Annotated in this window: 24 protein-coding genes, 1 pseudogene and 1 riboswitch; of the genes and pseudogenes, 23 read left to right on the forward strand and 2 right to left on the reverse strand. The window is 43.1% G+C overall.

Features of this window, described 5'->3' with window-relative positions; genetic code table 11:
- Nucleotides 1-92 precede the first annotated feature (92 nt).
- Complete coding sequence (locus tag MKY01_RS14425; RefSeq protein WP_315371142.1) at nt 93-1,328, forward strand: cytochrome P450; 1,236 nt, start codon at nt 93-95, stop codon at nt 1,326-1,328.
- 98 nt (nt 1,329-1,426) lie between these two features.
- Here the strand turns inward: MKY01_RS14425 and MKY01_RS14430 are convergent, their stop codons facing one another.
- Nucleotides 1,427-2,866, reverse strand: coding sequence for a DHA2 family efflux MFS transporter permease subunit (locus MKY01_RS14430; RefSeq protein WP_237175774.1), 1,440 nt, complete (start codon nt 2,864-2,866; stop codon nt 1,427-1,429).
- Nucleotides 2,867-3,148: 282 nt separating this feature from the next.
- On the opposite strand from MKY01_RS14430, the gene MKY01_RS14435 reads away from it, so the two are divergent.
- From MKY01_RS14435 to MKY01_RS14520, 18 genes are all read left to right on the forward strand, one after another.
- Complete coding sequence (locus MKY01_RS14435; protein ID WP_047842851.1) at nt 3,149-3,754, forward strand: TetR/AcrR family transcriptional regulator; 606 nt, start codon at nt 3,149-3,151, stop codon at nt 3,752-3,754.
- Nucleotides 3,755-3,799: 45 nt separating this feature from the next.
- Nucleotides 3,800-4,102 carry a hypothetical protein gene (locus tag MKY01_RS14440; protein WP_339286770.1) on the forward strand — a complete coding sequence of 101 codons (303 nt, stop codon included), beginning with the start codon at nt 3,800-3,802 and terminating at the stop codon, nt 4,100-4,102.
- Entirely contained in the window at nt 4,045-4,332 is a 288-nt protein-coding gene (locus MKY01_RS14445; RefSeq protein WP_339287172.1) for a GNAT family N-acetyltransferase, read from the forward strand. Before MKY01_RS14440 ends, MKY01_RS14445 begins: the two co-directional genes overlap by 58 nt.
- A gap of 73 nt (nt 4,333-4,405) precedes the next feature.
- Nucleotides 4,406-5,080 carry a response regulator transcription factor gene (locus tag MKY01_RS14450; protein ID WP_282321525.1) on the forward strand — a complete coding sequence of 225 codons (675 nt, stop codon included), beginning with the start codon at nt 4,406-4,408 and terminating at the stop codon, nt 5,078-5,080.
- Nucleotides 5,077-6,447, forward strand: coding sequence for a HAMP domain-containing sensor histidine kinase (locus tag MKY01_RS14455; RefSeq protein ID WP_127548329.1), 1,371 nt, complete (start codon nt 5,077-5,079; stop codon nt 6,445-6,447). Before MKY01_RS14450 ends, MKY01_RS14455 begins: the two co-directional genes overlap by 4 nt.
- A 222-nt stretch (nt 6,448-6,669) precedes the next feature.
- Nucleotides 6,670-7,650 (forward strand): alpha/beta hydrolase, encoded by a 981-nt coding sequence (locus tag MKY01_RS14460; RefSeq protein ID WP_339286771.1) that lies wholly within the window; start codon nt 6,670-6,672, stop codon nt 7,648-7,650.
- A gap of 193 nt (nt 7,651-7,843) precedes the next feature.
- Nucleotides 7,844-8,764, forward strand: coding sequence for an alpha/beta hydrolase (locus MKY01_RS14465; protein ID WP_339286773.1), 921 nt, complete (start codon nt 7,844-7,846; stop codon nt 8,762-8,764).
- Nucleotides 8,765-8,803: 39 nt separating this feature from the next.
- Nucleotides 8,804-10,261 carry an alpha/beta fold hydrolase gene (locus MKY01_RS14470; RefSeq protein WP_339286774.1) on the forward strand — a complete coding sequence of 486 codons (1,458 nt, stop codon included), beginning with the start codon at nt 8,804-8,806 and terminating at the stop codon, nt 10,259-10,261.
- A 32-nt stretch (nt 10,262-10,293) separates the two neighbouring features.
- Nucleotides 10,294-12,381 (forward strand): serine hydrolase domain-containing protein, encoded by a 2,088-nt coding sequence (locus tag MKY01_RS14475; RefSeq protein ID WP_339286775.1) that lies wholly within the window; start codon nt 10,294-10,296, stop codon nt 12,379-12,381.
- A gap of 398 nt (nt 12,382-12,779) precedes the next feature.
- Nucleotides 12,780-13,184, forward strand: a complete 405-nt coding sequence (locus MKY01_RS14480) for a GNAT family N-acetyltransferase (protein ID WP_339286776.1) — start codon at nt 12,780-12,782, stop codon at nt 13,182-13,184.
- A gap of 162 nt (nt 13,185-13,346) precedes the next feature.
- Nucleotides 13,347-14,021: a response regulator transcription factor gene (locus MKY01_RS14485; protein ID WP_047842858.1), complete on the forward strand. Its 675-nt coding sequence runs from the start codon at nt 13,347-13,349 to the stop codon at nt 14,019-14,021.
- Nucleotides 14,018-15,379: a HAMP domain-containing sensor histidine kinase gene (locus MKY01_RS14490; RefSeq protein WP_339286778.1), complete on the forward strand. Its 1,362-nt coding sequence runs from the start codon at nt 14,018-14,020 to the stop codon at nt 15,377-15,379. The genes MKY01_RS14485 and MKY01_RS14490 overlap by 4 nt, the downstream gene beginning before the upstream one ends.
- A gap of 194 nt (nt 15,380-15,573) precedes the next feature.
- Nucleotides 15,574-17,700 carry a serine hydrolase domain-containing protein gene (locus tag MKY01_RS14495; RefSeq protein WP_339287173.1) on the forward strand — a complete coding sequence of 709 codons (2,127 nt, stop codon included), beginning with the start codon at nt 15,574-15,576 and terminating at the stop codon, nt 17,698-17,700.
- Nucleotides 17,701-17,757: 57 nt separating this feature from the next.
- Complete coding sequence (locus tag MKY01_RS14500) at nt 17,758-18,699, forward strand: alpha/beta hydrolase (RefSeq protein ID WP_127548341.1); 942 nt, start codon at nt 17,758-17,760, stop codon at nt 18,697-18,699.
- A gap of 174 nt (nt 18,700-18,873) precedes the next feature.
- Nucleotides 18,874-19,248, forward strand: a complete 375-nt coding sequence (locus MKY01_RS14505; RefSeq protein ID WP_339286780.1) for a hypothetical protein — start codon at nt 18,874-18,876, stop codon at nt 19,246-19,248.
- A 2-nt stretch (nt 19,249-19,250) separates the two neighbouring features.
- Nucleotides 19,251-20,969: an ABC transporter ATP-binding protein gene (locus MKY01_RS14510; RefSeq protein WP_339286781.1), complete on the forward strand. Its 1,719-nt coding sequence runs from the start codon at nt 19,251-19,253 to the stop codon at nt 20,967-20,969.
- A 238-nt stretch (nt 20,970-21,207) separates the two neighbouring features.
- The gene (locus MKY01_RS14515) at nt 21,208-21,630 is read left to right on the forward strand and encodes a MarR family winged helix-turn-helix transcriptional regulator (RefSeq protein ID WP_036670809.1); all 423 of its coding nucleotides are present in this window, start codon (nt 21,208-21,210) and stop codon (nt 21,628-21,630) included.
- On the forward strand, nt 21,627-22,706 hold the full coding sequence (locus tag MKY01_RS14520) for a low specificity L-threonine aldolase (protein ID WP_339286783.1): 1,080 nt from the start codon (nt 21,627-21,629) through the stop codon (nt 22,704-22,706). The genes MKY01_RS14515 and MKY01_RS14520 overlap by 4 nt, the downstream gene beginning before the upstream one ends.
- 178 nt (nt 22,707-22,884) lie before the next feature.
- Here the strand turns inward: MKY01_RS14520 and MKY01_RS14525 are convergent.
- Nucleotides 22,885-23,580, reverse strand: a pseudogene (locus MKY01_RS14525) (AraC family transcriptional regulator); the annotation flags it as partial.
- 477 nt (nt 23,581-24,057) lie between these two features.
- On the opposite strand from MKY01_RS14525, the gene MKY01_RS14530 reads away from it, so the two are divergent.
- The 4 genes from MKY01_RS14530 to MKY01_RS14545 all read left to right on the forward strand — a co-directional run bounded on the left by MKY01_RS14530 (nt 24,058) and on the right by MKY01_RS14545 (nt 26,388).
- Nucleotides 24,058-24,822 carry a methyltransferase domain-containing protein gene (locus tag MKY01_RS14530; protein ID WP_339286785.1) on the forward strand — a complete coding sequence of 255 codons (765 nt, stop codon included), beginning with the start codon at nt 24,058-24,060 and terminating at the stop codon, nt 24,820-24,822.
- An 11-nt stretch (nt 24,823-24,833) separates the two neighbouring features.
- Nucleotides 24,834-25,463 (forward strand): pentapeptide repeat-containing protein, encoded by a 630-nt coding sequence (locus MKY01_RS14535; protein ID WP_339286787.1) that lies wholly within the window; start codon nt 24,834-24,836, stop codon nt 25,461-25,463.
- A 70-nt stretch (nt 25,464-25,533) separates the two neighbouring features.
- A riboswitch (guanidine-I (ykkC/yxkD leader) is annotated at nt 25,534-25,634 on the forward strand.
- Nucleotides 25,635-25,735: 101 nt separating this feature from the next.
- Complete coding sequence (locus MKY01_RS14540; protein WP_339286789.1) at nt 25,736-26,074, forward strand: multidrug efflux SMR transporter; 339 nt, start codon at nt 25,736-25,738, stop codon at nt 26,072-26,074.
- Nucleotides 26,074-26,388 (forward strand): multidrug efflux SMR transporter, encoded by a 315-nt coding sequence (locus tag MKY01_RS14545; protein WP_036670814.1) that lies wholly within the window; start codon nt 26,074-26,076, stop codon nt 26,386-26,388. Before MKY01_RS14540 ends, MKY01_RS14545 begins: the two co-directional genes overlap by 1 nt.
- The last annotated feature ends 39 nt before the right edge of the window (nt 26,389-26,427 follow it).

Here is a 26,427-nt window from a genome sequence, read left to right on the forward strand (position 1 = left end):
AACGAATGGTATAAAATGGAATCAGGTGCTGAACTGTCAATTCAGGTACCCATGTAACCAATCACGAAACTATGCTGAGAGGTGGATTCCAAATGTATAAAGAAGTGATACGTGTTGAGGACATCACGGGGTTTCAGTCGAGATCTGAAGAGTTTTTCCCACTTCACTGGTTTCGAAAAATGCTGTCTGAGCAACCAGTGTACTATCACGAAGATACAGACACATGGAATGTGTTCAGATACGATGATGTGAAGCAGGTTCTCAGTAATCATGAGTATTTTTCGGCCGAAGGAACCCGGACGACCATTGCCGTTGGAGCAAAGAACAATGAAGGCACACCTCCAGACAAATTAAACATATCAAGTATCGATCCTCCCCGTCATCAAAAAAGTCGTTCGTTGTTATCCGCTGCTTTTACACCGCGTAGTCTGAAAAACTGGGAGCCACGAATTCGCAACATTGCAGAGCAGCTGGTAGCCGATATTGAGCCAAATACGACGATTGATATTGTTCAAGCGTTGGCCGCTCCGCTACCTTCGATGGTTATGGCCGATCTGCTTGGCATCCCTCTTACAGACAGCCATCGCTTCAAGAACTGGGTAGATATTCTGTTTCAACCCATCAATCCCAAGACGGCTGAGGAGAGTGAACTGAAAAAGCAAACTGCAGCTCAAGAGTATTATCAATTCCTGTATCCTATTGTGGTTCATAAACGGACTCATCCTGGTGAGGATATCATTACGGACCTGTTAAATGTCGATGTTGAAGGTGAGAAGTTCACGGAGGATGAGGTTGTTCGCACGACCATGCTTCTGCTTGGAGCCGGTATAGAGACAACGAGTCATATGGTTTCAAATACGTTCTATTCCTTCCTCTACGATGACCCGAGCTTGTATGGCCAACTCAGGCAGAACCCCGAATGGGTTCCGCTCGCAGTGGAAGAAATGCTTCGTTATAGGTTCCATAATGCCAAGCGGCATCGGACAGTAAAGCAGGATAATCAACTGCTCGGAGTGGATTTGAAAAAAGGAGATGTTGTCATCTCCTGGATGAGTGCAGCCAATATGGATGAGCAGATGTTTGAAGACCCCTTTGAGCTGAATATTCATCGTCGTAATAACAAAAGACATCTTACCTTTGGTAATGGCCCACACTTTTGTCTAGGGGCCCCGCTGGCAAGAATGGAACTAAGCATTGCCTTGACAGCATTTGTGGAGAAGATTGCTCGGATTGAACCGGTGGAGTCCTTTGATCTGGAGAATAATCTGGCCACTTCAGCTCCGGGACAGTCATTGACCCATCTGCCAGTGAAGATCGTTGCAGAGTGAGAAGGAATCATACGGGACACAACCTAAAAAGCGGCAGACCAGACGTAAACGTCTTGATCTGCCGCTTTGTTATGCAAGCAAGTATGAGGCTGGACACCTTAATTTGAATTCATAGAAACTTTTTGTCTTACCACCTGTTTGATTTCTTCCTCTTTGGCTTGTTTGGTGCGTTTGATAAAGAAGGAAAGGACCAATCCCACAACAGCGATACCGATGATAACAACATAAGCATCATTGATACCCTGGATCATGGATTCTGTAGCAAGCTGTTTTTGACTGAGACCATTGGCTGCACCAGTCGCCATCATATCCTGTACGTGCGCTGTTGTACGGGAGGTCATGACACTTACGAGTAATGAAGTACCTACAGCACCAGCCACTTGTCTGACGGTGTTGGAGATAGCTGTACCGTGTGCACCAAGTCTTGGTGGCAGTTGGTTAAGTCCCGCAGTCTGAATCGGCATCATGAGCAGAGCCATACCAATTCGGCGGCCGGTAGACATTAATACCAGGTAACCATAACTGGTTGAATCCGTTAAGTCGATGAAACCAATTGTTGTCACGATGGTGATCACCATCCCGATAACAGCGAGCCATTTCGCTCCAAATCGGTCAAACAATTTTCCGGCTACTGGCATCAGGAAGCCCATGACAAGAGCACCCGGAAGGAGTAATAATCCGGACTCCAGTGCAGTGTAACCACGTGCGTTCTGGAGATACAAGGGAAGCAACATCATGTCAGCATACATGATCATTGTAATCGCGATACTAATGACCGTGGTCAAGGAGAACATGTTGTATTTGAATGCCCGCAGATCAAGCAGCGGAGTTTCAGAAACGAGCTGTCTCCATGTAAACAGGGCAAGAGAAACAATTCCAGCCCCAATGCAGATAAGAACTTCTGCACTTGACCATCCCAGACTTCCTGCTCTGCTGAAACCATAGAGCAATGCGCCAAATCCGATCGTGGAGAGCACCACACTGATTGTGTCGAACTTTGTGTTGACCCGTTCGGATACATTCTTCAGGTATACAAACGCAAAAGCAATGACAATAAGAGTTAATGGAATCATGCCGTAGAACATCGTTTGCCAAGAGTAGTTCTCGAGGATATAACCGGCAAGGGTAGGCCCGATTGCAGGGGCAAAAATGATGGCAAAACCAACCATACCCATTGCAGATCCTCGTTTTTCAGGAGCAAACAAGGTCAAAATAACGTGCATTAAGAGCGGCATGATAATGCCAGCACCCGCTGCCTGAATCATACGTCCTGTCAGCAGTGTGCCAAAGTTATCTGCAAGAGCAGATACGATAGTACCAATCAGGAAAATAAACATGGAAGCTTGGAATAATTGCTTGGTTGAAAAGCGTTGCATGAAGTAGGCCGTGATCGGGATAAGCACCCCGTTCACCAGCATGTAACCTGTCGTTAACCATTGTGCTGTTGCGGCGGAGATGTTAAAATCACCCATCAGTTCCGGTGTAGCGACACTCATGATCGTTTGATTCAACGTTGCAAGGAAGGCTCCCAAAATCATGATAAACAGGATGGGGCCTTTCTTTACGGATAATTCTTCTTGTACTCTAGCCTGACTCAATCCTTTTCATCCTTTCAATCCACACGTGACTAAATTTACAACGTGTTGTATAGTTTACATTGTATTTATTGAATTATATACATATTCGGACAGATTACAATTTACGTTATGACGTGTTTTCGTCGTTTATTTTACAAATAAAATGAATTTGTTGTGTAAATCAAAAATAAACGACTGTTTGTTTAAAATTGTAATGTTTAAAATTTGATGGGAGGGATACACGTGAAAGACGAGAAGAAATCAGCCGTGGACCCAAGAATATTGCGAACACGTCAGTTAATTCGAGGTGCATTTGTTGAATTGCTGCAGGAAATGGATATTGAGAAGTTGTCAGTCAACAAAATTGCCGAACGAGCGACGATCAATCGGGTAACCTTCTACCTGCACTATCGTGATATTACGGATATGATGGAGAAGATGGCGGATGAGATGATTGAGAATATTGAACGGATCGTGGATGAATATGCCCCTCATTTTGAGAAACAAAGAACGGAAGAGGCTTGGCCTGTTCTAGTCAAGTTACTGGAGCATTTTGCAGAGAACGCCTCGTTCTATCAAGTGGTTCTTGCTACAAAGCGCACACCGATTTTTACCGAACGACTGCTTAAATTGTTGAGTACGCTGGTCAAAGCCAAAATTGATCGGGTAGAGATGGAAGATGAACTCGAAGAATCCGGCATTCACAAAGAAATCGCAATATGGTACGGTTCTTCGGCTCTGATTGGAACCATCGTTGCCTGGTTGCGTAATGATATGCCATATTCCCCGCATTTTCTGGCGAAACAATTCTCGTTGATCCGCTCGTACTCTTATAATGACCTGATATAATCATGCTACAATTGCACCTAACGTTAATAGAGGAGGAATAATGTGATGAAATATAGTGCAGAACGTATCTATGTGAGATTTTGGAATGTGGATGATGCCGCATTGCTTCTGGATCTACAGGTTCGCAACCGTGGGGAAATAGAGAACATATCAGCAAGTGATCGGGACGAGTCTTTCTACAGCTTGGAAGGGCAAAGGTCACTCATTGAGAGCTGGAACAAGAAGAGAGAAGAAGGAAATCGCTATTCTTTTGGTATTTTCTACATACAACGGATGAACTCGTCGGTGAAATTTCTTTGTTCGAGATCATACTGGATTCTACCCCAAAATGGATCGTTGGTTATATGACGGATACTCTGCATCAAGGAAAAGGATATATGAGCGAAGCCCTGCAATGTGTACTGGAATTTGCCAAACACGAAACTGAAATTACTCGAATCGAAGCTGGCGCTGTACCCGATAATACAGGTTCCATTCGTGTCCTTCAAAAAGCAGGATTCAAGGAGAATGGGTCACAGCCTGTGCCAATCCAGGGAACGTTGAAAGAACATACGATGTTTGCTGTGGATATACTATAAGCAAGATGTTTTAATATTTACTATACAAGTTGGACTATATATTTAAACGTAACGGAGAGGACAGAAAAAACATATGGCTACTATACTCGTTGCAGACGACGATGCGAACATTCGTGAACTCGTCTGTCTATTTCTCAAAAACGATGGATTCACAACAGTGGAAGCTGCGGACGGTAAGGAAGCTCTCACTATATATGGCGAAACTCCAGTGGATCTGGTCGTCCTTGATATTATGATGCCTGTCATGGATGGTTGGGCACTGTGCAAAGAACTCCGAAGAGCCAATCCCGACCTCCCGTTACTCATGCTGACGGCGAGAGGAGAGACTTGGGAGAAGGTGAAAGGATTCGAACTGGGTACGGATGATTATTTGACCAAACCGTTTGATCCATTAGAGCTGACCGCTCGTGTCCGAGCATTACTGAAACGATACAAAATCGGCTCCACACACACAATCCAGTTTGGCAACGTCATTCTGGACCGTCAGACGTATAAGGTGATGAGAGGTGCAGAGTCGCTTACGTTACCACTTAAGGAGTTCGAATTGCTGTATAAGCTTGCTGGAACACCAGGACAAGTCTATACACGTGAGCAATTAATCGATCAGATATGGGGTATTGATTACGCGGGAGATGATCGAACAATAGACGTACATATTAAACGCCTGCGCGAACGATTCGCCACTACACCTGATTTTCGGATTGAAACGGTGCGTGGGCTAGGGTACAGACTTGAGGTCTATGAATGATCAGATCCTTATATATTCGTGTTGTTCTGACCTTTCTGGTGTCAGTCATCACAGGCACGATTATTTCATTTTTTATGTCAACCTGGATATTCGAAGATCAATTGAATGAAAATGCTCAAATTAACATACGCAACTTTGGCCAGGACGTTGTGCAGATTTATAAGACGCTGCCTGCTGATGAAGCAGAATCATTCGTTAGTAGAATGAAGCAACTTGATTCGTATCATATTCGAATTTATGATGCAACGGGCAAGTTCCAGTCTTATGGGAAGCTTAACGAACATAAATCATCCCCCGTATCGACGGATCAACTCAAGAAGGTGTTAAACGGAGGGGTTGTGCAGGACACACCTAAAGGTATCGCTACCGTTCTTTTGGGGCTACCGATCAAGACGGAAACGGGTACAAGAGCGATGTTTCTAGAAACACTCTCACCGCCCTCAGCCTCTTTTGTGGTCCAGTTTGGCTTGATTTTTGCAAGCTGTTCCTTGATTGTAGGAAGTTTGTTGATTGTGGTTGCTTCTGTATATCTGGTTAGACCGATCAAAAAATTGACCAAAGCGACCAAACGGATTGCAGCTGGAGACTTCAACGTCAAGCTGAACATTAAACAAACGACGGAGATTGGTACATTGGCCCGCAGCTTTGAAGAAATGATGCATGATCTTCAGCAGTTGGAGCAGATGCGCAGGGAATTCGTTACCAATGTTTCGCATGAGGTTCAGTCTCCGCTCACCTCGATATCCGGTTACGCTTCGGCACTGAAGCAAGTAAATCTCTCAGAACAAGAACGAAACCGTTACCTGGATATTATCATCTCAGAAGCAAAAAGAATGTCCAAAATGAGCGATAGCCTGCTGAAGCTGAGTTTGCTTGAATCGCAGTCACAGCAACTACGGCTCACCACCTTAAGCCTTGATGAACAGATCAGGCGGGTCATCGTGGCGCTTCAGCCGCAATGGTCTGGGCGCAACATTCATTTCGAGCTTGATTTGGAGAACGTGAAGGTTACGGCTGATCACGATCAGTTAAATCAGGTATGGACAAACATCATCGGAAATAGCATCAAGTTTTCCAAGGATGGCGGTATGATTAAAGTCAGTATCGAAGAGGACTTCAAAAATGTGACTGTTCGAATATCCGACACGGGCATTGGAATTCCCCTGGAAGATCAGAAGCGTATATTCGACCGTTTTTTCAAGGCAGATCGTTCCCACAGCCGCAAATATGACGGGAGTGGTATGGGACTTGCTATCGTTAAACAGATCGTCTCCCTTCATCAGGGTGACATCCAAGTGGAAAGCGAACCTGGTCAAGGCACGACCTTTATGATTACGTTGCCCATCCATCCACCAACGGATAGTTAGGCTCACAGGTTAGGCCAATGAATAGAATATCCATCGGATTATCTAAACCGAATGTTCATGTCCTATGTAACATGCAAGCTTCCTTGTATGTTACATAGGACATTTTTTTTGCTTGTTCATACTCCGTTCATATTCCGGTCATGGGGAGTACATCTTTCTTGATTAGGATTTCTTAAGCGGCCTGCCAGGCCAATATAAAGATGAGGATAGGAGCAGATGAATGTGAATCTACAAGCAGACAGAGGAGTCCAGAGTAAAAGCAAAACCAAGAAAGTGTTAAGCATTTTGTTTAAAGTACTTTGCGCAATCATTATAGCAATCTTACTTTTTGCAGCTATCGTATATACCGTCAATAAAATCAGCAGTTATTCGGAGCAAAAAAGAATGGAACCGTATGGTCAACATGTATCCGTAGACGGAAAAAATATGAATGTGTTCATTCAAGGCGAAGGCGAGGAAACGATTGTGCTTCTGCCTGGTTTTGGAACAGCGGCACCAGCGCTTGATTTTAAACCTCTTATCTCCGAGTTATCTCCATATTATAAAGTTGTCGTTGTTGAGCCCTTTGGTTACGGATTGAGTGATCAGACCAAAAAGGAACGCAGCACAGCAAATATCGTCAGTGAAATTCATGAAGCGTTACAGCGTCTACATATTGATCGTTATATCCTCATGGGTCATTCCATTTCGGGGATCTATAGCCTGGATTACGTGAACAAGTATGCAGATGAAATAAGTGCATATGTTGGGCTGGATAGCAGTGTTCCAGCGATAAGTGAACAGAAGATTGATTCATCAGATACACAACCGATTAAATGGTTCCGCAACTTGGGTTTCGCCCGAGTGCAACTGAAACTGAGTGCTGACCCTTATGATGGACTGCCTTATGATGAGCAAACGAAAGAACAATTGAACATTTTGATACGCAAAAATATGTATAATACCACGCAATTAAATGAGGCAGAAAGTATGTATTCCAACTTTAAAACATCTGAACAACTAACTTTCCCTGTTAATCTTCCAGTTCTTTTCTTTGTTCAAAAGAATCATCCGGCAGCAGACAATTGGGTTCCGGAACACGAGAAGTTAATAGAGAACTCTGTGCGTGGTGAAGTGGTGCTGCTGGAAGCAAATCATTATTTGTATCGTTCCCATCCCAAAGAAATTGCTGAAAAATTCAGGGGATTTATGACGCAGCAGTAAATATAAATGAATTGGCTTGTTCATATTCAGTTCATATTGACGTCACGGGGAGTACATTTTCATTGGATAAGATTTCATTAGCAGCAAAAAAGACAATCGAACTATCAGTTCAAGACAGGAGAAGATAACACTGACGACGCAGCCAGCGGAAAAGAAAACAAAGAATAGATCAAAGGCCAAAAAAGTGAGAAACATGATACTGAAAATAGTAGGAGCAATCGTAATCGCCATTATTCTATTTCTAGGTATTGTTTATATCACCAATGTGATCAGTAGTAATTCAGAGGCCAAGAAAATCGATTCCTATGGTCAGCATGTATCTGTAGACGGGAAAAATATGAATGTACTCATTCAAGGTGAAGGCAAGGAAACGATTGTACTTCTGCCTGGTTTTGGAACAGCAGCACCAGCGCTTGATTTTAAACTGCTCATTGACGAACTATCACCATATTACAAAGTTGTGGCGGTTGAGCCATTCGGGTATGGGTTAAGTGATGCTACTGAAAAAGAACGAACCACAGAGAATATCGTAAGTGAAGTTCATGAAGCTCTGCAGCAACTCGATATTCATCAGTACATGCTCATGGGTCACTCCATTGCAGGCATTTATGGCATTGATTATGTGAACAAATATCCGGATGAGGTCACGGCATTTGTCGGAATTGATAGCAGTGTTTCAACACAACCGGGTATGGATGCCAAATTACCTACTAAAACGTTCGCATTTCTTAAAAAATCAGGTCTCCAAAGATTGGTGGTCAAATTTAGTAGTGACCCCTATGCTGGACTCGCATTTGATAAACATACCGTAGAGCAGATGAACATGCTGTCGAATAAAAACTCGAACAGTTCCACGACTTTGAATGAAATGGACCATATTGCTTCCAATTTTAAAGGAGCCCAAGGATTAACCTTCCCTAAAAACCTTCCACTTCTTCTCTTTGTACAAGCGAATAATGAAGGTGTAGAAGGATGGATACCGCTGCATGAAGGGCAGATCAAAGATTCAGTACATGGGAAAGTAATCACCATGGATGGCGAACATTACTTGCACCATACGTTATTCAAAGAAATAGCAAAAGATGTTAGAGCATTCATGAACGAAGCGAAATAATAATTCTGTAAAAGTCCGTGATGAGAGAGAGGAATTCAATTGAGATTATTTGAGATACTGTTAGTTCTATCCTGTTTCGCGTTACTCATAGACCTACTATTTATTAAAAGAAGTGCAAAGAAAATAGGTTTGGGTTTGGGTATAGGAAGTAGCGTTATATTATTAGTTCAATTGTTTGTTGAGGGATACAGATGGCAGTTGCTTTTGGTATATATCATGACGGCTCTATTCATAATCATCGTTTTATTCAGACATTCCGATAAGATGGCGAATCTTAAAATAGGGAAGTTCTTGAAATATAGTTTATCTTCCTTAATCGTCATTCTGCTTGTTGGTTCTACCGTCTTGTCTGTATACTTACCTGTTTTTAATCTGCCGAAGCTTGATGGTCCAGAGAAGGTGGGTACTCAAACATTTCATTTAACAGACCAGAACAGAGACGAAATCTTCACTGAAGATCAAAGCGATAAGAGAGAACTAATGGTTCAAGTTTGGTACCCAACTGAAAACAGCAATAATAACAAGCGTGACACGCTGTTTCCAAAAGATAAAGAAATGTTCAAAAAGTATATTCAGAGCTTCTCTAATTCTTTAAAACTGCCCGAATTTTTGCTCGACTACTTGAAGTATAGTCAAACCAACTCTTATGAAAATGTTGAAATATTACCTTCTACAAGTCCTTATCCCGTGGTACTACTATCTCATGGTATGGGAACCAGTAGAGTTCTACATGTATCACAGGCCGAGAATCTGGCAAGTCATGGGTATATCGTGGTCACCATCGATCATACGTATAGCACCTTTGCTACTCTTTTTCCAGATGGCCGTGTAACGGATTATAAAAAAAGCACGACTACACTAGATGAACGTACAAAAACAGGGAGTATATGGACGAAAGATGTGGAGTTTGTAATCGATCAAATCGAAAAGCTGAATTCAGGTGCAATCGAAAGTCAGTTTAAAGGGAAAATCGATCTAGATCACATCGGCGCGATGGGGCATTCTTTTGGGGGTGCAACCGCGTTTAATGCAACGTATTTAGATCAGAGAATCAAGGCCGGGGTTAATATGGATGGGTCACTATATGAAGTGGAAAATAGAGATGATATAAACAAGCCGTTTATGTTCATCCGATCGGGAAGTTTTGAAGACTGGTTCGCCAACTTTGAAATAGATAGAAATTCGGATGATGAAGTAACTAAATCTCTTTCAGATGAGCTGCACATTATGAAAAATGTTATGAATCATGGGGGAAAAGTGATCTATGTAGAAGGAACCCAGCACTTCAATTTCACGGACCTTCAGTTCTATTCAGAGCTGGTTAAACTGTCCGGTATCACAGGAGATATCAATGGTAAAAGAGGATCAAACATCGTAAATCAATATGTACTCGATTTCTTTAATAAGCAATTGAAAGGAACGGGCGGAGATCTCATTCAGGGACCAAACGACTTGTATCCGGAGGTGAAATTTGTAGACCCAGAAGAAATCAAATAACCAAAACACTTAAAATTCAGGAGATGATGTGAATGGGACGACAAAAGGGAAAACGCATTTCAATCGCCGTGTTAATGCTGGCATTAACGATGTTAGCTCCAATGTCTGTAATGGCTGCGCCTACTACAAGTAGCAGTGATCTTACGTATGAACCAACCAAGAAAACCGTGATGGAGAAAGCCAAGTTACTCACCGAGAAACATGGAATCACAAGTCTGCAATATGCCCTTATCGATGGTGGAGAGATTGTGGTGTCCGGTCAGACGGGCAAAAACGATAAAAACAACAAGGTGCCTCTTACGCCGGATACGATCTATGGCATAGGATCAACGAGTAAAATGTTCCTCACAGCTTCTGTTATGAAGTTAGTTGACGAAGGCAAGGTGGATTTGGATCTGCCTGTTGTGAACTATATACCTGATTTTCAGATGAAAGATCATCGCTACAAACAAATCACACCACGCATGCTGTTGAATCATTCTTCCGGTCTGCTGGGAGGCACGGGCAGTAATGCCACATTGTATGGGGATAATGATACGTACTCACATGATACGTTTCTGGACCAATTGGCAAGTCAAAACCTGAAGGCAGATCCCGGCGAGTTCTCGGTGTATAGTAACGATGGGTTTACGTTATCCGAGATTATGGTTGAACGTGTTAGCGGCATGAGTTTTACAGCTTTTATACACCAATATTTTACGGAACCTTTGGACATGAAACATACCAAAACACCACAGGATGTGGTTGACACGGCAGCAATGGCGGGAATCTATTCTCCTATGTATGAGGGTCAGCTTCCACAAGAGAATTATAATGTTATCGCTACTGGAGGCATTTATTCCACCGCTGAAGATCTTGCGAAGTTTTCACAAATCTTCACGGGAGAGGTCCAAGGCATTCTTACCGATAAGTCTGTAGAAGCCATGGCGCAAGAAGAATACAAAAAAGGCATGTGGCCAGAGGGTGGCGATACGTCTATATCTTACGGATTAGGGTGGGATAGTGTAAATCTGTACCCATTCAGTGAATATGGTATCAAGGCAGTAACAAAAGGTGGAGATACCATATCGTATCACTCATCATTAGTCGTACTGCCGGAATATAATCTGGCTGCAGCCGTTACCTCATCAGGTGGGACAAGTGCCAAAGATCAGTTCATTGCGAGTGAATTATTACTCAGCGCACTTGAGGAAAAGGGCATTATTACAGAACGGAAGCCGGAAAAATCGTTTGGTGTTCCAGTGAAGGCAGATATACCTAAAGAAATAGCCACGAATGCAGGTATATATGGCGGCAATAATTCGGTTAAGAAGATCGAAATGAATACTGCTGGACAAATGACTGTATCCACACCTTCAGCTCCAAGTGATCCGGTTCAAAAATACACCTATACAGCAGATGGTACTTTTGTTAACGATGAAGGCACGGAAAAGTTGAAATTTGTTAAGGAGAAGAATGGAAGGACTTATCTGTGGTATCGATCTTATATATCCTTACCAGGACTTGGACAATTGGCTTTCTCCGAATATAAAATGGAAAAGCTGGAAGCCAATGAATTATCCCAGGATATTACGGCCTCATGGGAGCAGCGTGAAGGTAAAAAATATTACCTTCTGAATGAGAAATATACATCAACGGTTTATCTCAATTCGGTACCAATTCTCCCTATTCATTTGGACAAAGAGACGCCTGGGTATGTATCCAATACTAAGATTATTGGAGCAAACGAAGCAGTCACGGAGCTGCAAATCCCTGGCCTGGCTGGACGTGATACAAAGGAGATTTATTTTGCTAAAAAGAACGGAGTAGAGTACATTACAGCCGTTGGTAGCATATACGCCAGTGAGGAAATGGTACAACCACTCTATTCGGGTAAACAATCTCTAGCAACGATTCAAGCAGATGGATATGCCAGATGGTTTTCGTTACCAGCAACGGTGAAAGGAAAAGTCATGACGGTTAAAATGCCTGCAACTGGCGCCTTTGCCGTATATGATCAGAAGGGGATTTGTATTAATCACACCGTAGTCAGCGGTGTGAACGAGGTTGTTTTACCAGAGAACGGCCGCATTGTATTTGCAGGTGAGGTTGGTTCCAAGTTCGAAATTTCATTGAAATAGACGAGTTCTAGTAAGGTAGCAAGAACATGAACAGAAAAAAGTTGCAGAATGGTATTATCCCTCTAAGTAGACAGCCGGCTATATAGTCGACTGTCTTTCAGTTAAACTAAGGGGCAGATTAACGCTAAAGTCTCTCAGGATTAGTATGCTTATGTAAAAGAAGTATTTTCATGAATTCTCACATGTAAATAAATACAAATTCGACTTCGTTTAATCCATTTTGTATATATATTTTTAATAGTATATTGAGGTAAATGTAGTGATTATTCACTTTGAGAAATCCGAAGTGGCTTTGTCGGTATTATTTTATTGCTTCATGAGGATTGCAAAACCATAGAAATATGGGAGTTTAAAACAGATGTTGTGCCGTAGTTAGTTTTATGAGAGGAAGGTATAGGGTGAGTATTTATTACGCTTCAAGCAAAGAGGATATCACTAAGGATGCACTCCAAGAGTTATTTCTTTCGGTAGAATGGGAGTCTGGTAAGTATCCAAACGAGCTTTTACAAGCAATCGTAGGGTCTCATTCAATTGTTACCGCTTGGGAAGGAGGAAAGCTTGTCGGTTTAATAAATGCTTTGTCAGATGGTGTTTTAACGGTATATTTTCATTATATGCTTATTAATCCGAGTTATCAGAGTATAGGTATAGGTAAGGAAATGATGAATATAATGCTTGATCGATATAAAGAGTGCAAAACAAAAGTATTAATTTCTTATCCTCATGCAGTGGATTTCTATAATAAATTTGGCTTTAATACGGAGGATGGAGCTACACCAATGTTTATCTCAGAGTTGATATGATTGAGCTAACATGATAGGTTAATTTAACGAAACTAAGAAGGCAGCCGAACAATGTAATCGGCTGCTTTTGTTCAATTTAACTATAATTAGTTTGTCACTTCAGTTAGAATTCTTCACTCTTGCTTAACTGAAGAATTATTCTTTTTTAGGGGAGTGGAAACGATGCCTACGATATTAGTTGCTGACGACGATGCGAACATTCGCAAACTTGTCTGTTTATTTTTGCGCAACGACGGATTTACAACCATCAACGCCGCAGACGGAAAGGAAGCCCTGGCTATCTATACCTCCACGCCAGTCGATTTGGTCATTCTTGATATTATGATGCCGGTCATGGACGGTTGGGCATTATGTGAGGAACTTCGAAGAGCCAATCCGGATCTTCCGTTACTAATGTTGACGGCAAGAAACGAGACCTGGGAGAAAGTACAAGCATTTCAGCTTGGGACAGATGACTATATGACGAAGCCATTCGATCCGCTTGAGTTGATGGCTCGCGTCAAGGCACTGTTGAAACGATACCGTATAGGTTTAACGCAGACCATCCAGTTAGGCAACGTCATCCTGAACCGGCAGACTTATAAGGTCATGAGGGGTACAGAGTCGTTCACCTTGCCGCTTAAGGAGTTCGAATTATTGTATAAGCTTGCTGGATTACCGGGACAAGTCTATACGCGGGAGCAAATAATCCAGCAAGTTTGGGGGATTAATTATACTGGCGATGATCGAACGATAGACGTGCATATTAAACGTCTACGCGAACGTTTTGCGGCTATCTCCGATTTTCGTATTGAAACGGTGCGCGGGCTTGGCTACCGGCTTGAGGTGCAGGAGTGATCGGTTCCTTGTATACACGCGTTGTCCTGACCTTTCTGGTCTCTGTGATCGGGGGCATAATCCTTTCTTTTCTTGCTACAACCTGGATATTTCAAGATAAATTAAACGAAAACTTACAAGGCTCCTTGCTTGACTTTGGCCAGGATATCGTACGCATCTACGAGACATTGCCTCTACGCGAAGCAGAAATGTTTATAAGTGAAATGAAACAACTCAATTCCTATCACATTCGAATCTATAAAGCAACGGATCAATTCCAATCCTACGGAGAGCTTAAAGGACAACATCCTTTCCCAGTGACGACGGAACAAGTGAAGAAAGTGCTGGATGGGGAAAGGGTCCAAGTCAATGGGATCGATACGTTCTTCTTGGGATTGCCGATAAAAACTGAAATGGGAAGCAAAGCAATGTTTGTAGAGCCCCTCACTTCCTCTTCCACCTCATTTCTCATCAAGTTTGTTGTAACTTTTATGATTTGTTCGTTAATAGCAGGAAGCCTATTGATACTAATTGCGGCTATGTTTCTGGTGAGACCGATCAAAAAGCTGACAGAAGCGACCCGGCTTATAGCTGCCGGAGATTTCAATGTCAAGCTTAATATTAAACAAAAGGGTGAGATAGGTACTCTGGCTCGTAGTTTCGAAGAAATGATGCACGATCTAAAGCAGCTTGAGCAGATGCGCAGGGAATTCGTAGCAAACGTGTCCCATGAAGTTCAGTCTCCGCTCACTTCCATTTCCGGTTTTGCTATAGCGCTCAAGCAGGTAGACCTCCCGGATGACGAAAGAAGCGATTATCTCGATATTATCATCACTGAAACTGCACGAATGTCCAAAATAAGTGATAGTCTGCTAAAGCTGAGTTTGCTTGAATCTCAATCATTGCAAATGCGGCTCGCCACGCTCAGTCTGGATGAACAGATCAGACAAGTAATCGTCGCTATTCAACCCCAATGGTCGGCCCGTAACATTCAGTTCGATCTTGATTTGCAGCCCACCAAAATCACGGCCGATCATGACCAGTTAAATCAGGTGTGGATCAATATTTTCGGCAATGCCATCAAATTTTCCGAAGATGGTGCCCGAATTAACGTCACGATCAAACAGAATATCAAGAACGTGACGATCCGCATATCGGATTCGGGTATTGGTATTCTCCCGGAAGACCAAAAGCGTATATTTGACCGCTTCTTTAAAGCTGATCGTTCCCACAGTCAGAAATATGAAGGAAGCGGTATGGGACTAGCTATTGTAAAGCAGATCGTCTCGCTTCATCAAGGGGACATCCGGGTGGAGAGCGAATATGGACGAGGAACGACCTTCATAGTCATCTTGCCAATCACAACACCCACAGAGTGATTGGATTTCATGCCTTCTCAAAGCTATGACGCCCTGTATAAACCTCCTTGCGTATGATGATGCAAACTTTTTTTGCCTGTTCATCCTCCGTTCATGCTGCGGTCATTAGGGGGACATCTTGGTTTGTTATATTGTCTTTAGCGCCCACGTTAAGGTGGCTTAACACAATGATGAAGACAGGAGTAGATGCAAGAATGAAACCAAGAGAGGTAACAAAACTGAAGATAAGTGTGAGGGCAGCAAAAAAGAGAAATACTATAGCTGCTGTGACTCTCATGCTGACGATACTTGCCCCAATGTCTGCAATGGCCGCACCGGCTTCCATGAACAACAGCAAACTTACGTATGAGACAACAAAGAAAGCCGTGATCGAAAAAGCCAAATTACTGACCGAGACATATGGTACGACGAGTCTGCAATATGCGCTCATCGATGGTGGAGAGATTGTGGTGTCCGGTCAGACGGGCAAGAACGATATAAACGACAAGGTACCTCTTACTTCTAACACCGTCTATGGCATTGGTTCAACCAGTAAAATGATGCTTACAGCCGCTGTAATGAAGCTGGTTGACGAAGGCAAGATTGATTTGGATGCGCCTGTTGTGAACTATATGCCTGACTTTAAAATGAAAGATAGCCGATACAAACAGATCACACCCCGTATGTTGCTGAATCATTCCTCCGGTCTTCTGGGCACCTCAACCAGCAATGCCACATTGTACGGAGATAATGACACGTATTCACATGATACGTTTCTGGAGCAATTGGCGAATCAAAACCTGAAAGCAGATCCCGGCGAATACTCAGTCTACAGCAACGATGGCTTTACGTTAGCCGAAATTCTGGTCGAAAGAGTGAGCGGCATCGGTTATACCGCATTTATACACAAGTATTTCACGGAGCCTTTGGATATGAAACAGACCAAAACACCACAGGATGTGGTTAATCCGTCAGACATGGCAGCAATCTATTCCCCTTTTTATGAGGGACCACTTCCAAAAGAGAATTATAATATCATCGGTACTGGAGGTCTGTATTCCACCGCTGAAGATCTGGTCAAATTTTCAAGAATCTTCACGGGAGAAGTTGATGGTATTCTTTCCAGTAAGTCTGTAGAAGCTATGGCGCAAGAAGAGTATAAAAGAGGCATGTGGCCAGAGGATAGCGATACGCTGATGTCTTACGGGTTGGGGTGGGATAGTGTGAACTTGTTCCCATTCAACGAATACGGCATTAAGGCCGTTATGAAAGGTGGAGATACTTTATCTTATCAGTCCTCATTAGTGGTACTTCCGGAATACAATATGGCTGCAGCCGTTATCTCTTCAGGCGGGTCAAGCTTAACCAATCATTTTATTGCCAATGAATTATTACTCAGCGCACTTGAGGAAAAGGGCGTTATTAAAGAACGGAAGCCGGAAAAATCATTTGGCGTACCTGTGAAGGCAAATATGCCTAAAGGAATATCCAAATATGCAGGTATATATGGCGGCAATAATTCGGTTATGAAGATCAAAATAAATACGGCTGGAAAAATGACTGTATCTTCACTTACAGCTCCGAGTAATCCGGCTCAAGAATACACCTATACAGCGGATGGTACTTTTGTTAATAACGAAGGTACAGACAAGTTGAAATTCGTTGTGGAGAAAAATGGGAAAACCTACTTGTGGTCACGATCTTATATATCCGTTCCAGGACTCGGACAGCTGGCTTTCTCAGAATATAATGGGGAGAAGCTTGAAGCCAATAAATTATCCAAGGAGATTAACGCTGCATGGGCAAAGCGCGATGGTAAAAAATATTATCTGGTGAATGAGAAATACACATCAATGCTCTATCTTAATGCTACATCGATCCTGCCTATTCAGTTGAATAAAGAGAATCCGGGGTATATGTCCAATAATAAGATTATTGGAGCCAACGAAGCAGCCAATCAATTGCAGATTCCGGGTACTGCCGGACGTGATACGATGGACATTCATTTCTCCAAAAAGAACGGAGGAGAGTATCTTACATTTTCAGGTTATGTATACGCTAGTGAGGAAATGGTGAAACCAATCTATTCGGGTAAACGATCCGCAACAACCATTCAAGCAGATGGATATGCCAAATGGTTTTCGGTACCAGCTACTGCGAAAGGAAAAGTCATGACAGTGAAGTTGCCTGAAAATGGAGCCTTTGCTGTCTATGACCAGACCGGAATTTGTATTAATCACAGCGTGGTCAGCCGTAAGAATAATGTTGTTTTACCAGAAAACGGCCGTATTGTATTTGCAGGTGAGGTTGGTTCCAAATTCGAAATTTCATTAAAAAAATAAAATGAATGGATTTCCAAACGGCTGAACACCAAACGAACTCAACAGGAGAGAACCATCATGATGAAAAAAATATTAATCATTTTGCTCAAAATATTCGGAGCCATCGTTATCGCTTTTGCATTATTTATTGCCACTGTTTTTATTGTTAATGTATTTAGCAACAAATCGGAAGAAGGGAAAATAAATCCCTATGGTCAGTTTGTAGCAGTTGACGGGAAAAACATGAATGTGTTGATTCAAGGAACAGGCAAAGAAACGGTGGTATTGCTTCCTGGATACGGAACACCTGCCCCAGCCCTTGATTTCAAACCGCTTATCGATGAGTTATCTCCATTTTACAAAGTTGTTGTCATTGAGCCTTTCGGTTATGGATTAAGTGACATTACTGAAAAAGAGCGTACCACTGAAAATATGGTTAGTGAAATTCATGAAGCGTTACAGCAACTTGGTATTCATAATTACACGCTTATGGCTCACTCGATTTCAGGGATATACGGCCTGGATTATGTGAATAAATATCCAAACGAAGTAAGTTCATTTGTCGGAATTGAGAGCAGTGTCCCAACGCAGGGAGGTAATGATGATCCATTTCCAACCGAAACGTACAAACTGCTTAAAAAATCAGGATTCTACCGATTGTTAATGAAACTGGCCCCTGATCAACTGATTGCACCCGATGTTGATGATGTGACCAGAGAACAAATTAGAATACTTTCACTCAAAAATACGTTTAATCCGAACAACCTGAATGAAGGTGAAAACTTTGGTCCTAATTTCAAAGCAGCTGAGAACCTGTCCTTCCCCAAAGATCTTCCTGTGATTTTCTTCTTACAAGCGAATGATACGGAAACAGAAGGCTGGATACCCTTGCATGAAGAGCAAGTCAAAGATTCTGTACATGGAAAAGTGATGACATTTGAGGGAGAACATTATTTGCATCACACCCGATCCAAAGAAATGGTTCAAGAATATAGAAAGTTTATGAGTGAGATAAAATAGTGTCGCCAACAAAAGAAGTCGCGAAATCGCGGCTTTTTTTTGTTAAGGAGATGGTGATATACATACTTCGTTATCTATTGGAAAATTTAGGTTGACACTTCTTTTTGTCGCGTATACAATCGTATACATGAACACGTTGTATACATATGTATACACGTAATGGGGGTGGCACAAATGAGAGATCGTCCTATCGAAGAGATGGATGGAAGTGTACGTCAAGGTGAGCGTCCGAGACGTGATATGAGTGACAATGAGCAACGTGGTGAACGTTCCAGACGTGGAAGGGGTCATGGTGAACATGAGGGAAAACGGGGCCGTGGTGCGCAGACATTCCGTCGTGGCCGAATTCTTGTATTTCTGGAACAAATGCAGAATCGGAGAACAACGCTTGTCCGACAACTTGGACAGGAGGAGTATGAACATATTCGCCTGATAATCAGTGGGGAGTTGAAAGCCATTGATCAGGTCATCGATGAGTATGTCCATCTTTTCGAGCTGCAAAATGAAGATGTAAACCCCAATAAGGATCTGGAGAGTGAGAGTGAATAAGTATGATTCGTCGTTTTTTTTCGTATTATCGTCCCTATAAAAAACTGTTTTTGATTGATTTTGGATGCGCTGTACTCGCAGGTCTTCTGGAGTTGGCTTTCCCCCTTGCCGTCAGCAAATTCATTAATGAATTGTTGCCAGGTCAGGATTGGCCTCTCATTATGCTTGCCTGTGTTGTGCTGTTATCCATCTATGCACTTAATACCGTATTGAACTATGTAGTTACATATTGGGGACATATGCTGGGCATTAACATTGAGACCAACATGCGTGAGAAGATGTTCGCTCACTTGCAGAAGCTGTCCTTCCGGTTCTTTGATAATCGTAAAACAGGCCACTTAATTGGTCATCTTACGAATGATCTGAATGATATCGGCGAGGTTGCTCACCATGGACCTGAAGATGTATTCATCGCAGTAATGACATTAATCGGATCGTTCTGGCTGATGGCTAACATTAATCTGGAGCTTGCGCTGCTTACCTTTATCATTATCCCAATAATGGCTTGGGTGATTATCGTATTTGGTGGTCGGATGACAAAGACGTATCGGCGACTTTTCGGAGATGTCGGCAATTTCAATGCGCGTATTGAAGACAACGTCGGGGGTATGCGTGTTGTGCAATCGTTCGCCAACGAAGAACATGAGAAAGAACTTTTTGCAGTGGACAATCAGAATTTCCGTAAAACCAAACTGCTTGCCTACAAAACGATGGCAAAAAGTATCTCGGTCAGTTATATGATGATGCGACTGGTTACTGTGTTTGTCATGATCAGCGGGGCTTGGTTTTATATCGATGGCAGAATCAATATGGGTGACTTTATGGCCTTTCTGCTCCTGTCCAATATCTTCTTCCGCCCGATCGAGAAAATCAATGCCGTCATTGAAAGTTATCCAAAGGGTATCGCTGGTTTCAAGCGTTATCTGGAGATCATTGATACAGAACCTGAGATTGCGGATAGCAAAAACGCCGTTGAATTCGAAAGTGTGAAGGGTGATATTCGCTTCGAGAACGTCTCGTTCGGATATGAATCCAGTCGGCGAATTCTAAGTGATATCAGTCTGTCTGTTCGACCAGGGGAAACGGTTGCTTTTGTTGGTCCTTCGGGTGCAGGCAAAACGACGATCTGTAGCCTGCTGCCCAGATTCTACGAGGTAGAAGAGGGACGTATCACTGTGGATGGCGTCGACATTCGTAACGTTAAGCTTCAATCCTTGCGCAAGCATATCGGAATCGTTCAACAGGATGTATTTTTGTTCTCGGGTACCATTAAGGAGAATATTTCTTATGGTGATCTGAGTGCAACGGATGAACAAATCTGGGATGCCGCCCGTCGTGCCTCATTGGAGGAACTGATTCTCACGTTGCCTGATGGCATGGATACGGTCATTGGCGAGCGTGGAGTCAAGCTATCCGGAGGACAGAAGCAACGGTTATCTATTGCTCGTATGTTCTTGAAAAATCCACCCATTCTTATTCTGGATGAGGCAACCTCTGCGCTGGATACGGAAACGGAAGCACTGATCCAGCAATCACTCGCTGAATTGTCGGTGGGCAGAACTACACTTGTGATTGCACACAGACTGACAACTATCAAGAATGCAGATCGAATTATCGTAGTAAACACAGATGGTATCGCTGAGCAGGGTAACCACGAGGAATTGGTCGCCGCTGGAGGGATATACAGCCGTCTTCATCAGGTGCAATATAGTCACTCTTAATCCATGTAAATTGAACAAAAAATAATTACACTCGTCACTCCGATGACAGAACAACCTTGCCGCGCATATGCGTGGCTTTTTTTATTGATTGGATATTAAAAATGAAGTTATAAAATGCTATGCAAAATATAATGTTGACAACGTCCACTAACGTGATTATTATAATGTTGACAATGTCCACTAAAAAGGAGGGTTTGACATCGACTCTCAGTACATAAATCCAGATATACTGGCTGACATGCGACGTTTTAACCGTTTTTATACCAACATACTTGGTGTACTCGATAAGCATATTCTTGGAACAGGGTATTCGTTTGCAGAAGTACGAGTCATTATTGAGATTGGGATTCGGGGAGAGAGCATTGCAAACAATCTGGTAGATACACTGACCATTGATCGCAGTTACATGAGCCGAATTGTGAACAAGCTGTCCAAGGAAGGACTGCTGGTGAAAGTGGATTCTGCGGCCGACAGCCGGGTCAGTCTGATTCGTCTGACAGCCAAGGGTGAGGAACTGTATGCCCAATTGAATGACCGATCCGATCAACAGATCCTGAAGCTGATGCAAGAATTGAATGAAGAAGAGATTCAAGAGGTATACACCTCCATGATGAACATACAAGAGAAGTTGAACAAGAAGGCAGGAGAGACAACACGATGATACGATTTGAATGTGATTATAACGAAGGTGCGCATGAACGCATTTTACAAAGACTGATGGAAACCAATCTGGAACAGACGAGCGGGTATGGCACGGATGGACACTGCGAACGGGCGAGAATGCTTATTCGTCAGGCTTGTGACAATGAGCAAGCTGATGTTCATTTCCTGGTTGGTGGTACACAGACAAATACAACGGTGATTGCCTCTATTTTGCGTCCATATCAAGGTGTGATTGCTGCGTCCTCGGGACACATTGCGGTTCATGAAACCGGAGCTATTGAAGCTACGGGACATAAGGTACTCACAGTTCCAAGCGAGGACGGAAAGATCACGCCTGAGCAGGTTAGAGCAGTCTACGATGCGCACATGAATGAGTCGTCGCCGGAACACTGTGTTCAACCAGGAATGGTTTACATATCCCAACCAACGGAGAATGGAACGATGTACAGCAAGGCAGAACTGCAAGCATTGCATACAGTGAGCAGAGCATGTGGTCTTCCGTTTTTCGTGGATGGAGCACGTCTTGGATATGCACTCGCTTCACGCGCTTGCGATATGACACTTGCTGATCTTGCACGCTTGTGTGATGTGTTTTACATCGGGGGAACCAAGATTGGCGCATTGATGGGAGAAGCGGTTGTTATCCTGAATGATGCACTGAAACCAGATTTTCGTTATATGATCAAACAAAAAGGTGGCCTGCTTGCCAAAGGCAGATTGCTGGGTATCCAATTCGAAACGTTGTTCGAAGATGGTCTGTACCTCGATATTTCTCGCCATGCCGTAGATATGGCCTTGAGAATTCATGATTCACTCGAACAGCACGGGGTACGTTTCCTGTACGACTCACCAACCAACCAGCAGTTTCCGATTCTGCCTGATCGTTTGCTTGAGAAATTACGCGGCGGTTATACGTTCACCTTCTGGGAAAAGGTTGACGATACACACAGTGCGGTGCGGTTCTGCACCAGCTGGGCAACTCGTCAAGAGAATGTGGATGCACTGACTCGTGATATCGCTCAATTATTGCACGAAGAGATCCACGTGCCAGAACGGGTCGAAGCATTGGTCTAATCTTGTTCATTAATTAAGGAGAACAGCTCCGATTTCCTTTCATAAATACGAGTATTTTGAAAATTCCAAAAGATATTACGCAGAAATTTTGATACTGAAAAAAGGACAACTCATTGTGGTTGTCCTTTTTTGGTTTGCCTTTTGTGTGATAGTTGTGAGATAGAGAGTGAATACTCGGTTACTCACTCAAGGCCATGTCATATTTCTCTTTCAGCCGTCGGATATCGGCTCTTGGCGGCGCACCGAACATGCGTGCATATTCGCGGCTAAATTGAGAAGCACTCTCGTAACCAACCCGGAACGCTACATCTGCCGCGTCAGCAGATTCGGCCATCAGAAGTCGCCGGGCTTCCTGTAATCTTAATTGTTTCTGGAATTGTAATGGGCTCATAGCTGTGATCTCTTTGAAGTGACGATGGAATGAAGAGACGCTCATGCTGGCGGTCTCAGCCAGATCTTCAATGCGAAATGGCTGTTCCCAATGATGAACGATGTACTCAATCGCTTCTCTGATCCGATAAGTGCTGCTACCGTCAACCGCAATCTGCGCCAGTTCTCCTCCGTAAGGTCCTTGAAGGAGGCGGAACAGGATTTCTTTAACGTACAACGGAGCCAGAAACGGTATCTCTCCCGGCGTATCCAGCAATCGAACAAGTCGGAGTACAGCGTCCTGAATGGACGATTCCATCTGACCTACAAACATGGCTCGTCTGGCGTTTTCGTTGAATGTTACCTTGATATTGCATTCGTTAAGTACTTCGAGAATTTGGTTCGGTGTGAATTCGAGTTTGAGACTTAAGTAGGGTGCATCGGCGGATGCCTTGATAATCTGCCCGATGACCGGAAGATTCATGGAAGCAATCAGGTAATTGGAAGAGGGCCTGATAGGATCAGGCAATCAATTAAGACGATTGATATACCGCTTGCAGCCCATGACTCGGCATACTAAGAGTATGTTAACAGAGCCAAGCGATTAAAGTTTATTCGAAAAGTTGGTGAGTAAGGTGATGAAGTGGTTATCAAACCATGTGAGGCAAATTTTGATTGACAGGCTCGAATCACAGATCAAGTATGAAGAAAATTCTGTACATCGAGAGATATACTTCACATGCTGGTTAGAGCTAGTTACCGTAGAGGTCGAGACAACATCAGTTTACAGAACAAATTCAAGGAGAGTATGAAATATGGAATATGTGGGCTAACAAAATCTCAGTTGATCCGAATTCTTAATGTTAAAGTCGCCATTCGGCGGCTTTTTTTTATAGTGATCTGATGAGTGAATTGACAGTTCTCTTATATTGAAGTTATTATAGATACATTAGATCCTTAATTGAGAAGGAGATTATAATCTATGAATAACGGACATTCATCCGGTCAAGTGAACGAATCATCGAGTGGTCATTCCGCTCCTTTTGCTACGTTACAGGGCACACCTATCTTATCATTGCTCCAGCCATCCCAAGGTGAACGTATTCTTGATGTAGGTTGCGGTAATGGCGAACTGACAGCCAAAATTGCAGCCGCAGGAGCGCTGCCAACAGGTATAGATTTTTCAGAAGAGACGATTAGGCAAGCTAAACAGAAATACCCTGATATGAATATTCAAGTAGCAAATGCTTGTCATTATCGGACAGAAGAACCGTTTGATGCGGTCTTCTCTCATGCCGTTCTGCATTGGATAAAGGATGCTCCAGCTGTAGTACAATCAATACAGTTAGCGCTCAAGAGGGGCGGGCGATTCGTGGTTGAGTTTGCTGCAAATGGTAACACGGCTATATTAATTACAGCGGTACAGGAAGAACTGGATGCCCGTGGATACAAATGGGAAGGACGGAATCCGTGGTATCACCCGACCATTGGCGAATATGCTAATCTTCTGGAGCAACACGGATTTCGAGTTAGTCTGGCTCAGCATGTGGATCAATTTACCCCGTTCAAGCCAGGTGCCAGAAAGTGGTTGACCAGCTTCGCGGAGTATTTATTCAGTGGTATCACACCTGCGGAACAGGATGTTATTATGGAAGCAGTTGAGAAAAAAGTACAGCCACAACTGATGCGGGATGGACAGTGGTATCTGGACAGAAGCCGACTGCGAGTTGTAGCTATTAAGGAATAGGGGAATACGGGATGAAAATGGACAAACCCAAGATTCAGGAGCAGTTGCTCGAACCGGAAACGATTGCATTCCTGGAATCCAAAGTGGAGTACAAACACAAACTGATCGAGAACATTACATTGGATCAACAGGAAGCGAGTAAGGTTTCCTTTGAAAATGTTGTATTTAGACATGTGACCATCTCGGAGTCTACCTTGGAACAATTTGAATTCACAGATGTTCGCTTTGAACACTGCGACTTCTCCAATGTCAATCTCTCAAGTGCCTTCATGCACCGGATCGAATGGCATAACTGCAAGTTTGTCGGAACGGATTTTTCCAATAGCCGATTGCAAAATGTCAGTTTCCTTCATGGTCTAGGCGACTACAGCAATTTCCGTTTTGCCCATCTGAAACAGGTCTCCTTCTCGGAATGTACATTGATTGGTGCGGACTTTGCCTATCTGGCACTGCAAAAAATGGAGTTCAGTCAATGTAACATCGACCAAGCTTCCTTAACGGGGACCAAAATGAAGGATTTGGATCTTAGCGATTGCGAATTTGACTCCTTGGTGCTGACCATGGAAGATCTCAACGGTTGTGTGATTTCACCACATCAAGCCGCCACATTTGTAGGATTAATGGGTTTGATTATCAAATAAATGGCGTGATCACACTTACGGGGTTGCCAAGATAGTGGAAGTGTGTATAATTGGAGACACATTAGAATAAAAACAGGTTTTCTAGGGTTCCGCGATGGATATGTCGGTCTGGTCCGAGAGAAAACCCGCAACCTGTTGGTTGTGCCACGGAGGGATAAAAGCCTGGGAGATGAACTGCTACATGCAGTTTGTTTCCCGGGCTTTTTTTGTTTTTTCGCTAATGTACCTTACGGGTTGTACAAAAAATGTAGTAGAGAAGGAGTGTTACAAGAATGAATAAAACGTGGATGTCGGTTGTAATTGCTACGTTGTTTGAAGTGGGTTGGGTCATTGGATTGAAACATGCCAGTGGTCTGCTGGAATGGGGGTTTACGTTGGTTGCAATTATCATTAGTTTCTCCTTGATGATTGCAGCTTCGCGGACACTGCCTGTGGGAACCGTGTATGCAGTATTTGTTGGCCTGGGTACCGCTGGTACGGTACTTGCAGAGATTGTTCTGTTTAATGCGACTGTTCAAACCGGAAAAATGGTACTCATTGGTGTACTTTTACTCGGCGTGATTGGTCTTAAAATGCTTAGCAAAGAGAAGAATAAGGAGGTGCAGCTATAATGAACTGGGTATTTCTTATCTTGGCAGGTATATTTGAGATGATCGGAGTGCTGATGATAAACAAGTTGCACAAAGACCGTAATCTCATTTCACTGGTTCTATTGGTAGGCGGGTTTGGTTTAAGCTTCCTGTTCCTGTCCATTGCAATGGAAACTCTTCCGATGGGGACAGCATATGCCGTATGGACGGGAATCGGGGCCTCCGGTGGTGCCATTCTGGGCATGGTGTTTTATGGAGAACCTCGAAATGCCCTTCGAATTCTGTTTATCGCTATGGTGCTCGGATCGGCAGTTGGTCTTAAATTGGTCAGTTAAACAAAGTGATTTTAAAAAGATAATGTACAAATTACGTTT

The organism is Paenibacillus sp. FSL R5-0486, assembly GCF_037975155.1.
Lineage (GTDB): Bacteria > Bacillota > Bacilli > Paenibacillales > Paenibacillaceae > Paenibacillus > Paenibacillus amylolyticus.

Bases quoted from the DNA above. Each gene is read 5' to 3' on its own strand.
- MKY01_RS14425 (WP_315371142.1), top strand. From the start codon at position 93: ATGTATAAAGAAGTGATACGTGTTGAGGACATCACGGGGTTTCAGTCG.
- MKY01_RS14430 (WP_237175774.1), bottom strand. From the start codon at position 2,866: ATGATTTTGGGAGCCTTCCTTGCAACGTTGAATCAAACGATCATGAGT.
- MKY01_RS14440 (WP_339286770.1), top strand. From the start codon at position 3,800: ATGAAATATAGTGCAGAACGTATCTATGTGAGATTTTGGAATGTGGAT.
- MKY01_RS14450 (WP_282321525.1), top strand. From the start codon at position 4,406: ATGGCTACTATACTCGTTGCAGACGACGATGCGAACATTCGTGAACTC.
- MKY01_RS14455 (WP_127548329.1), top strand. From the start codon at position 5,077: ATGATCAGATCCTTATATATTCGTGTTGTTCTGACCTTTCTGGTGTCA.
- MKY01_RS14465 (WP_339286773.1), top strand. From the start codon at position 7,844: ATGATACTGAAAATAGTAGGAGCAATCGTAATCGCCATTATTCTATTT.
- MKY01_RS14475 (WP_339286775.1), top strand. From the start codon at position 10,294: ATGGGACGACAAAAGGGAAAACGCATTTCAATCGCCGTGTTAATGCTG.
- MKY01_RS14485 (WP_047842858.1), top strand. From the start codon at position 13,347: ATGCCTACGATATTAGTTGCTGACGACGATGCGAACATTCGCAAACTT.
- MKY01_RS14495 (WP_339287173.1), top strand. From the start codon at position 15,574: ATGAAACCAAGAGAGGTAACAAAACTGAAGATAAGTGTGAGGGCAGCA.
- MKY01_RS14500 (WP_127548341.1), top strand. From the start codon at position 17,758: ATGATGAAAAAAATATTAATCATTTTGCTCAAAATATTCGGAGCCATC.
- MKY01_RS14505 (WP_339286780.1), top strand. From the start codon at position 18,874: ATGAGAGATCGTCCTATCGAAGAGATGGATGGAAGTGTACGTCAAGGT.
- MKY01_RS14510 (WP_339286781.1), top strand. From the start codon at position 19,251: ATGATTCGTCGTTTTTTTTCGTATTATCGTCCCTATAAAAAACTGTTT.
- MKY01_RS14515 (WP_036670809.1), top strand. From the start codon at position 21,208: ATGCGACGTTTTAACCGTTTTTATACCAACATACTTGGTGTACTCGAT.
- MKY01_RS14520 (WP_339286783.1), top strand. From the start codon at position 21,627: ATGATACGATTTGAATGTGATTATAACGAAGGTGCGCATGAACGCATT.
- MKY01_RS14530 (WP_339286785.1), top strand. From the start codon at position 24,058: ATGAATAACGGACATTCATCCGGTCAAGTGAACGAATCATCGAGTGGT.
- MKY01_RS14535 (WP_339286787.1), top strand. From the start codon at position 24,834: ATGAAAATGGACAAACCCAAGATTCAGGAGCAGTTGCTCGAACCGGAA.
- MKY01_RS14540 (WP_339286789.1), top strand. From the start codon at position 25,736: ATGAATAAAACGTGGATGTCGGTTGTAATTGCTACGTTGTTTGAAGTG.
- MKY01_RS14545 (WP_036670814.1), top strand. From the start codon at position 26,074: ATGAACTGGGTATTTCTTATCTTGGCAGGTATATTTGAGATGATCGGA.